This is a genomic window from Oscillatoria sp. HE19RPO, assembly GCF_024220515.1.
Lineage (GTDB): Bacteria > Cyanobacteriota > Cyanobacteriia > Cyanobacteriales > Laspinemataceae > Laspinema.
In genome coordinates this window covers 21,544-30,229 of sequence record NZ_JAMXOT010000185.1, presented here as the reverse complement: position 1 = coordinate 30,229, position 8,686 = coordinate 21,544, and the positions used below count along the sequence as shown (strand labels likewise).

General features: G+C 47.3%; 4 protein-coding genes. 1 reads left to right on the top strand and 3 read right to left on the bottom strand.

Features of this window, described 5'->3' with window-relative positions:
* The first annotated feature begins 374 nt into the window (after positions 1–374).
* On the top strand, positions 375–1,268 hold the full coding sequence (locus tag NG833_RS17290) for a 3'(2'),5'-bisphosphate nucleotidase CysQ (RefSeq protein ID WP_254566529.1): 894 nt from the start codon (positions 375–377) through the stop codon (positions 1,266–1,268).
* Between the two features lie 55 nt (positions 1,269–1,323).
* On the opposite strand, the gene NG833_RS17285 is transcribed toward NG833_RS17290, so the two are convergent.
* The 3 genes from NG833_RS17285 to NG833_RS17275 form a co-directional block, all read right to left on the bottom strand.
* Entirely contained in the window at positions 1,324–1,974 is a 651-nt protein-coding gene (locus tag NG833_RS17285; RefSeq protein WP_254566528.1) for a class I SAM-dependent methyltransferase, read from the bottom strand.
* A 240-nt stretch (positions 1,975–2,214) separates the two neighbouring features.
* A complete protein-coding gene (locus NG833_RS17280; protein ID WP_254566527.1) occupies positions 2,215–7,608 on the bottom strand; it encodes a type I polyketide synthase in 5,394 nt (1,797 codons plus the stop codon).
* Positions 7,601–8,596: a class I SAM-dependent methyltransferase gene (locus NG833_RS17275; RefSeq protein ID WP_254566526.1), complete on the bottom strand. Its 996-nt coding sequence runs from the start codon at positions 8,594–8,596 to the stop codon at positions 7,601–7,603. Before NG833_RS17275 ends, NG833_RS17280 begins: the two co-directional genes overlap by 8 nt.
* Between the last annotated feature and the right edge of the window lie 90 nt (positions 8,597–8,686).

Below are 8,686 nucleotides of genomic sequence, written 5' to 3'. Positions count from 1 at the left end.
CCAACAAATAAATCATCCTTGCTTTGATGCGATCGCACCTAACAAGGCTCTTTTAGCCCGCGCAGGCGGGCTTTGTCCGTGTAGCCCCAGGCTTGAGCCTGCGGGTTTTTTGAAGGTTTTATTTTTTGGAGTTCCCTAAGTTCAAGGAAACCGGTCATCCATCAGTATAGGGAATCCGTGAAATTACTGATAAATTGTTAGAAATCAGAGCGAATGTTAGCAAGTCTTGAATCAAGAAAACAGGGGTTAAGTTAAGATAGAGAGGTAAGCTTCAATGTAACACCTAAGATAAGCTGGCCTTTTGAAAAGTATAAAAAAACCGGATAAATCACTAAGAGAGAGTTTTAAAATTAGGCAAATCACCTGAGAAAAACATGAGCAAAAGCAAACAGTTAGGAACACCGATGATGGAGAATCGCTTGGAGAAATTGGAGGAGATAGGAGCGATCGCCCGGAGGATTGGTTGGGGGTGTGCGGATATTCTGACCTATTATCATAGCGATGCTGCCGGGAAACTGAAGGTTAGGCAAAAAATAGAAGGTCCAGTCACCAATGCTGATGTGGCGGCGAACGACTATATCTTGCAAAAACTACGGATTGCCTTTGGCAGTCTGGAGTTTGGGTATCTGAGTGAGGAAAGTTATCAATCCCATACTAACGGCGATCGCCGGGATCACCAGTGGGTTTGGATTATTGACCCCATCGATGGCACCCGGGCCTATATTCAGCAAAACCCGAACTATGCGGTCCATATTGCCTTAGTCCATGAGGGACAACCCGTGGTGGCAGTGGTGGCAGTCCCTTCCGCCCAGAAATTATATTATGCCCAGCGGGGAGGGGGGGCCTTTGTGGAAACCCGTTCGGGCGATCGCACCCCAGTCCGAGTCTCCTCGCGCGATCGCCTCCAAGACTTATGCCTGCTGACTCGAAGGACCCGCAAAGGAGAGAAATTGGACGAACTGTTGCAACGTCTACCCTGCCAAACCCAACAATATATCGGGAGTATCGGGTGCAAAATTGCTGCGATTGTGGAACAGCAGGTGGATGGGTTTATTTCCCTCTCCGGGAGAGGTGCGCCCAAAGATTGGGACTTTGCGGCCCCAGAGTTAATTTTGACCGAAGCGGGGGGCCAGTTAACCTTTGTGGATGGGACCCCTTTGCGCTATAACCAAAAAGATGTGAACCAGTGGGGGTGCGCGATCGCCAGTAATGCTCATTGCCACAAAGCATTATGTCATGAAGTCGAGACGATTTTGGCCACACTCTAACCCCGTCTGTGCCCAGGGTTATCTTTGCCCTCCCGATTGGGATAAACATCTTGAGTTATGCGGGTAAACGATGGGCGATAATCGCATAAAACGGGTCCCCACCGCCCATGCCCATAAACTGCAAGATAGAAGGCAAATCGGACTTGCGGGCGATCGCTTCGGGGTTAGAAAACCCTTCTACTGCCTGAAAGTAACGTTTCACCAGGGCAACGCGAGACCCTTCATTCCCCTCGCGCCATGCTTGAATCGCTTTTTGATAAAACATTCGATTGGAAAAACTAATAATCGCAATGCCACCGGGTTTCAGAATGCGGTGAATTTCGCTAAACACCACTTCAGGATGTTGGATATATTGGACCGAAACCGCATTGAGGACCGCATCAAAACTTTGGTCCTCTAAAGGGAGGTGGGGGTTGTCGTTGAGATCTTGAACAAAATAATGGTCAAGACGACGATTTTTCGCCAGTTCTTCTTCATTGAGCCCATGACCCTCCACATGAGCAAAGGTCATATCCTGGGGAAGATGGGAGACCCAGGAACTCATCATATCGAAGATGCGGCTGTTCGGTTTGAGGCGATCGCGATAGAGATGGGTGAGTTGGTCGATGAATCCATCATCCACATGGGTGACAAACCGGGGGTAGGAATAGAATAGGCGATCGTCAGATTCATCGAGTTTCGTGCGTTGGGCCGGTTTTAACAACATAAAGACAGGGGACGGTTAGCTTGACTTTATTCTTATTCTAAAAAAAATTAAGAAATATGAAGCATCAGAATGCATCAATTTTCCCACTACCGGATCGGGCATCTCGACGGGCATCGAGAAGGGACCTATTTGAGAGTCAGGGCCGGGACAAGAAACCGGGTTTCTGCACAAAATTTCTGCCCCTGAGCAATAAATCTTTACAGAAACCCGGTTTCTAAACGAGTCGCCTATCTGGACCCCCTATAGAGCCCTTACATCCTGGAGGGTGATCGTCAGTTGAGTGGCGATCGCCTTGACATGGGGAGAAAAATTCATCGTAATGTGATTGCCGGGAACCTCATGAATTTCCACCCCATCTGTGGCTAAATCCAACCAAGCGCGTTCCGGATGTGCCGGGGTAATCGAGTCGCGATCGCTGGCCCGGAAAAACAGAATTCGACCAGGATAAGGTCGTGGATTATAGTATTTCAACGCCTCAATATTGCGGTGAAAAACATCCATAAACGGCTGAATCTGCTCGATATCCATTTCCGGTAGCAGTTCTCGCGCCATCCCGCCATTTTTGAGAAAATATCCCAGACGTTGATCCGGTGGCAGCGACTGCAACTCTTGGGATGAAACCGATAGATTTGTCCCCACATTCAGCAAATAAGCAAACACTTCCGCATCCCCTTGAAGATGGACGTCTAATTGTTGGCCCCCGGGACTATCCAACAGGGCCAATAAGGCTACAGTTTCTCCTTGAGTAATCAGTTTTTGGGCCATTTCAAAGGCGATCGTCCCCCCAAAGGAAGACCCGCCTAGAAAATAAGGACCTTTCGGTTGGATTACCCGCAGGGATTCCAGGTAGCGACTTGCCATTTCTTCCACACGGTTCAAAGGTGGAGTTTTGCCATCCAATCCTTGAGCTTGAATCCCATAAACCGATTGTTCTTTCTCTAAATATTGGGCTAATTCCCGATAAAAATAGACATATCCTCCCGCCGGATGAACTAAGAATAAAGGCGGCTGCAACGAACCGGATTTAATTTTAACCAGGAGGGGAGGAAGTGCCGGGGAAAGGGAATCCTTGTCCGTAGAACTGTCCGGTTGAATCACCTGAGCTAAACCGGCGATCGTGGGGGCATTTAATAAGCTGTGGGGTGACAATTCCACATTGAGAGTTTTCCGTAACTTGGAAACAATCTGGACCGCGATTAAGGAGTCACCGCCTAAATCAAAAAAGTCATCATGAATGCCAATTCGTTCAATGCCTAGAAATTTTTCCCAAATCGAGGTAATGGTTTGAGCAAGCGCACTTTCAGGGGCTTGATAATCGGTGCTTAATTGGGGGCGATCGTGACCCGAAGAAGCAACTTCAAGGGAGGAATTTTCCGGGGTTTCTTGAAAAGATTGACGCTCAATCCATTGAGCTAGGCGCAGACTTAAATCGCCGGTAGAAACGACAATTTGAGAGTGGATTCCCGAAGCAAGAATCCGGTTTAGGGCTTCAATGCCTTCTGATGGAGTTACCGCCAATTCTGCCAAAGTATTACTGGCAGTTGCTCCCGATTGAGTGGATTCGGTCAATTGCCAACCTTCCCAGTTAATGCTAATCCAAGGAGTCCGATTCGTTTGATTGTGCTGATGGGTAAAAGCATCCATAAATCGATTGGCAGCGGAATAGGCTACAAATCCTAATCCGCCTAAAACCGAGGACAAGGAAGAGGTTAAGAGACAGAAATCAAGGGGATGGTTTTGAAAGAGGCGATCGAGGACCAGAAGTCCTTGAATTTTGGGTTGAAATTGGGCCTGACAGTCGGTTATAGTCGTAGAAGAAATCCCATGAAAAGATTCATTTCCCGTTTTACCCGCCCCATGAATCACTCCATTAATCGGACCGAATCGGTCTTCAATCTGAGCAATTGCTTGGGTCATGGAATCCAGGGAAGCAACATCAGCCGTCACCACCATTACCTCAGAACCCAGGGCTTCAATTTCCCGGAGTCGGTGTATTTTTTGCACCGTAGAATCTTCCGATTGATGGGTATTTAACCATTTATCCCACTCTGCCGGTTCGGGAAAGGGAGACCGTCCAATCAATGCAATTTTTCCTTGGACTGTTTCTGCTAAATATTGAGCGAATACTAAACCAATTCGGCCCAACCCTCCGGTAATTATATACACTCCTTTTTCTTTTAAAAGCGGTGTTTTTTCGGTCGGGTTTTCTAGGGGAATTGGCTCAAATATTTGCACCCACCGATGTAACCCCCGATAGGCGACGGTGGAGGAGAGGGGTTTGGCGAGGAGTTCATGATGCAAGTTTTTGAGGAGGTTTTGCGCCGATTTACTTCCTGGTTCAGGCAGTACCAAATCAATGTGGGTACAGGAAATATTGGGATATTCTTGGGGAATAACTTGACAAGGACCGAGCAAGGTTGCTTTGTCTGGGGATAAGATTTCCTCTCCGATGACCGACTGAATATGATTCGACAAGACGGTAATTTGAATCGGTTCTGTGAGGTTTTGTTTGCTCAGGGATTGAGCGAGGAAGAGGAGACTATAAAAGCCTAAATTCAGGGAGGTTTCTAAGCCATCCGATGCTAATAAATTGCAGGGTTTCTCAGTGATTGCCCAGCAATGAACGATGCGACTGGGGACTTTATTTTGAGTTTGCAGATGTTGAATTAAACGGTGATAATCGGCGGAATCAGCAGGATTTAGGGTATAAAGAGTGGAGTCTAAGGGAGCAAATTTGGTATCCGGTTTAATGGCAATTACATCCTGACCTATTTCTTGCAGTCCCTTGAGAATTTGTAAACCCCAACCGTCCTGATCCAGAAAGACTAACCAACAGGACCCGGTAGGGGGAAGGTTAAGGGGGAGTTGCGGCAAAGTTGAGCGTTTCCAGGAGGGGAGATAGAACCAATTCGCCGGATTTGCCTGTTTCTGTAAGCTAGGGCGACTGGTGAAGGATTCCACAGATTTGTGAGGTTCAATCCAATAGGATTGGCGCTCAAAAGGATAGGTGGGTAAGGGGAGACGATAGTGATCCCCGGCATAAACTTGTTCCCAGTTTACTTTAACTCCACTGGTCCATAACTGGCCTAGGGTGGTGAATAGAAACATCAAATCCGATTGGGAATCTTGGGGGTGACGCAGGGAGGGGAAAATCAAGCGATCGCCTCCTTGCGCGGGATGGCGTTTGGCAAAGGTGGTTAAGGTGCGTCCCGGACCTACTTCTAAGAGACACCAATCCGAGGGTTTAAACAGGGTTTCCAATCCTTGAGCAAACCGCACCGTTTGCCGTAAATGTTGTGCCCAATAGTGAGGATTTGTAGCCTCAGAAGGGGCGATCCAAGTGCCGGTGACGTTAGAAATATAGGGAATTTTGGGTGGATTTAGGGTTACCTGTTCCACTGCTGCGGTGAAGGCAGCTAACATCGGGTCCATCATCGGGGAATGGAAGGCATGGGAGGTGTGGAGGGTGCGAGATTCCACCCCGCGATCGCTCAGTTGTTGGTGGAAGGCAGCGACTGCGGCGATCGCACCGGAAACTACACAGTTAGTAGGACCATTGATCAAAGCTAAAGACAGGTCCCCAGGGAGTAAATCTTGGAGTTCCGCTTCCGAGAGGGGAACCGCTAACATCGACCCGGGGGGCATTTCTTGCATCAATTTACCCCGTTTTGCCACTAGGGATAAAGCATCTTCCAGGGAAAACACCCCGGCAATACAGGCGGCAACATATTCGCCGATACTATGCCCGATCGCCGCCACAGGTTCAATTCCCCAGGCGATCCAGACTTGCGCTAAGGCATATTCGATCGCAAATAACGCCGGTTGGGTGATTGCCGTTTGCTTTAACTGTTCCGTCGCCTCAGCAAGACTCAAACTCCGGGGGTAGAGAATCTCCCGCAGATCCAGTCCCAGATGAGGATACAGCAACTCACAACAGGTATCTAGTTCCCGTTTAAAGGTCGGTTCCTTGTCATACAGTTCCCGCGCCATCTCGACATATTGCGTTCCTTGTCCGGAAAACATGAATGCCACCGGGCGATCGCCAGCATTCTGAACCGGAGTCCCCCCTCGCGCCAAATCCACCGATTTTAAGGCGGTTACTGCATCTGGGATATCTTGTGCAACGACTATCCGGCGGTGAGAAAATGCCTTGCGTCCCATTGCCAGGGTATATGCGACATCGCCTAAATCCAATTCGGGATGAGCACCGAGGTGAGTTGCCAGATTTGCCGTTGCTTTCTCCAATGCTGATGCTGTTTTAGCGGAAACTATCAACAATTGCGGAGTTTTATCCGGGTTCGTTTTCGGTTCCCGCAACGGCGCTTCTTCTAAAATAACATGAGCATTCGTGCCACCAATTCCAAAAGAACTGACTCCCGCACGTCGGGGAGTTCCGTTCGTTTTCCATTCTTTGAGAGTGGTATTCACATAAAAGGGACTGTTCTCAAAATCGATTTGAGGATTGGGTTGATGGAAGTGAAGAGAGGGTGGGATTAATTGATGTTTAAGTGCTAGAACAGTTTTGATTAAACCGACAATTCCGGAAGCGGCATCCAGATGCCCAATATTAGTTTTAACCGACCCGATCGCACAGAAGTGTTTTTGATTCGTTTGCAGAGAAAACACTTGCGTGAGTGCGGCAATTTCAATCGGGTCACCCAGGGGAGTGCCGGTGCCGTGGGTTTCGATATAAGTAATCGTTTCGGGGTCAACTTCAGCTAACGCTTGAGCTTGGGCGATCGCCTCCGCTTGACCCTCCACACTGGGGGCGGTATAACCCACTTTTAAAGCGCCATCATTATTAATCGCTGACCCCCGAATTACCCCATGAATATAATCCCCATCTGCGATCGCATCGTCTAATCGTTTTAAGACCACAATTCCCACGCCACTGCCACTAACCGTCCCCTTCGCTTCCGCATCAAAAGCGCGGCAATGTCCATCAGGCGAGAGAATCATCCCCTCTTGATATAAATAACCCTCTCGTTGCGGTAACGCAATAGAAACCCCTCCTGCGATCGCCATATCACACTGATAGGTCAATAAATTTTGACAAGCAACCGCTGTCGCCACCAACGAAGTCGAACAAGCCGTTTGAATGGTAACCGATGGGCCTTTTAAATTCAGTTTATAAGAGACCCGAGTCGGCAGAAAATCTTTCTCACTCCCAATCATAATTTGATAATCTCCCGCTTTTTCCCGAATGTCCGGGCGAGACATCAAATTCTGTAATAAATAGCTATTTTTCCCCACACCTCCATAGACTCCGATCGTGCCATTGTAGCCTTCGGGATTATAACCCGACTCTTCTAACCCTTGCCAAGCACATTCTAAAAATAGCCGCTGTTGGGGGTCTGTGATTTCTGCTTCTCGGGCATTAAACCCAAAAAATGCCGCATCAAATCCCTGGACATCTTCTAAAATTCCTTTGGCTTTGACATAGTTAGGGTCTTGCACCAGTTCCGCGTCGATACCGGATTCTATCAGGTCTTTTTCACTAAAAAAGGAAATAGATTCTACCCCATTTTTTAGGTTTTGCCAAAATTCATCAATCGTATTTGCTCCGGGAAATCGACCCGCCATCCCAATAATAGCAATGCCATCGATGATTTGTTCATCTTGAGGATTAGTCATTGATTTTTCTCCGTTGTTGTCTGAGTTGTTTTTGTTGACTTAACGCTTTTTTCTGCTGACTGGCTCGGCTTTGGACGCGCTCACCTAACGCTTGGTGTTGGTCCTGTTTATCAAAAAAAGACATTACATTGGGGTTCAAAGTGGTTTCAATTTCGCTCAAATCTACCCAGTTTTGGGCGACTTTTTTAAACCTAAATATTTTGTACAAAACTTGCCGTTTTTTCAAAGCCTCATAGATATCTGAACCGGGCAAGGCTAAGAAATTAGCAATATTCACTCCATCAGGATTCGTCTCAAACGCTTCCTTGTAGCGAATGGCACTTTCATCCAAAGAAAGTAAAACATTGGGGGTGATATCCCGTTCTAACTCTAGCTCAAATCCCAATTTTTGGAGGAACGCAACATAACTTTCAATCTCATCATGAGGTAGCGCATCGGTGTACAAAAAATAACCCTGCTGTTTGAGAACTCGGGAAACCCCTGCATAGAATTTGTAAATGTTGGGGTAAGCGTGAGAGGATTCAATATTAACTACCGCATCAAAAGAAGAATCGGCAAACGGCAAATTTTCCGCATCCCCTTCTAAAAACCGGAGCTTTTCAGCATGAAAATGGGTTTGGCAAAATGAAATTGCCGTGCCAGATAGGTCGATTCCTGTTACCTGCTTGACTGGAAACTGCTGCTCAATCGTCAAAGCATTTCCACCTCGACCACAGCCCACATCCAAAACTTCATACCCGGTTAAATCACAGTCCCCGATGACTTCTAAAATTAATTTAATCGAGTTTTTCTTGAGAGCGTGTTTGGGAACTTCGACTTGAGCATATTCTGGACTGTTATCTGAAGCGTAACCATAGTTCAAAAATAGAGAATATTCTCCTAATCCATTAGCATTGAGTTCTTGATTGATGCCTTCATAAAATTGCCGCATCTGGCTTTTTAAGGTTTGATTTAAATCCGGTTGATCCGAGAGATGGGTTGAGTTCATACGGGTTACCCTAGGTGGAACGAGACTGATTACAACAAGTGTGACGGTTGAGCCAAAGCTGACCGGGAGTTATACGGAATCCGGTTCCGA

Excerpts from the sequence above, each read along its gene's own strand:
- NG833_RS17285 (WP_254566528.1), bottom strand. The coding sequence starts at position 1,974 with ATGTTGTTAAAACCGGCCCAACGCACGAAACTCGATGAATCTGACGAT.
- NG833_RS17280 (WP_254566527.1), bottom strand. The coding sequence starts at position 7,608 with ATGACTAATCCTCAAGATGAACAAATCATCGATGGCATTGCTATTATT.
- NG833_RS17290 (WP_254566529.1), top strand. The coding sequence starts at position 375 with ATGAGCAAAAGCAAACAGTTAGGAACACCGATGATGGAGAATCGCTTG.
- NG833_RS17275 (WP_254566526.1), bottom strand. The coding sequence starts at position 8,596 with ATGAACTCAACCCATCTCTCGGATCAACCGGATTTAAATCAAACCTTA.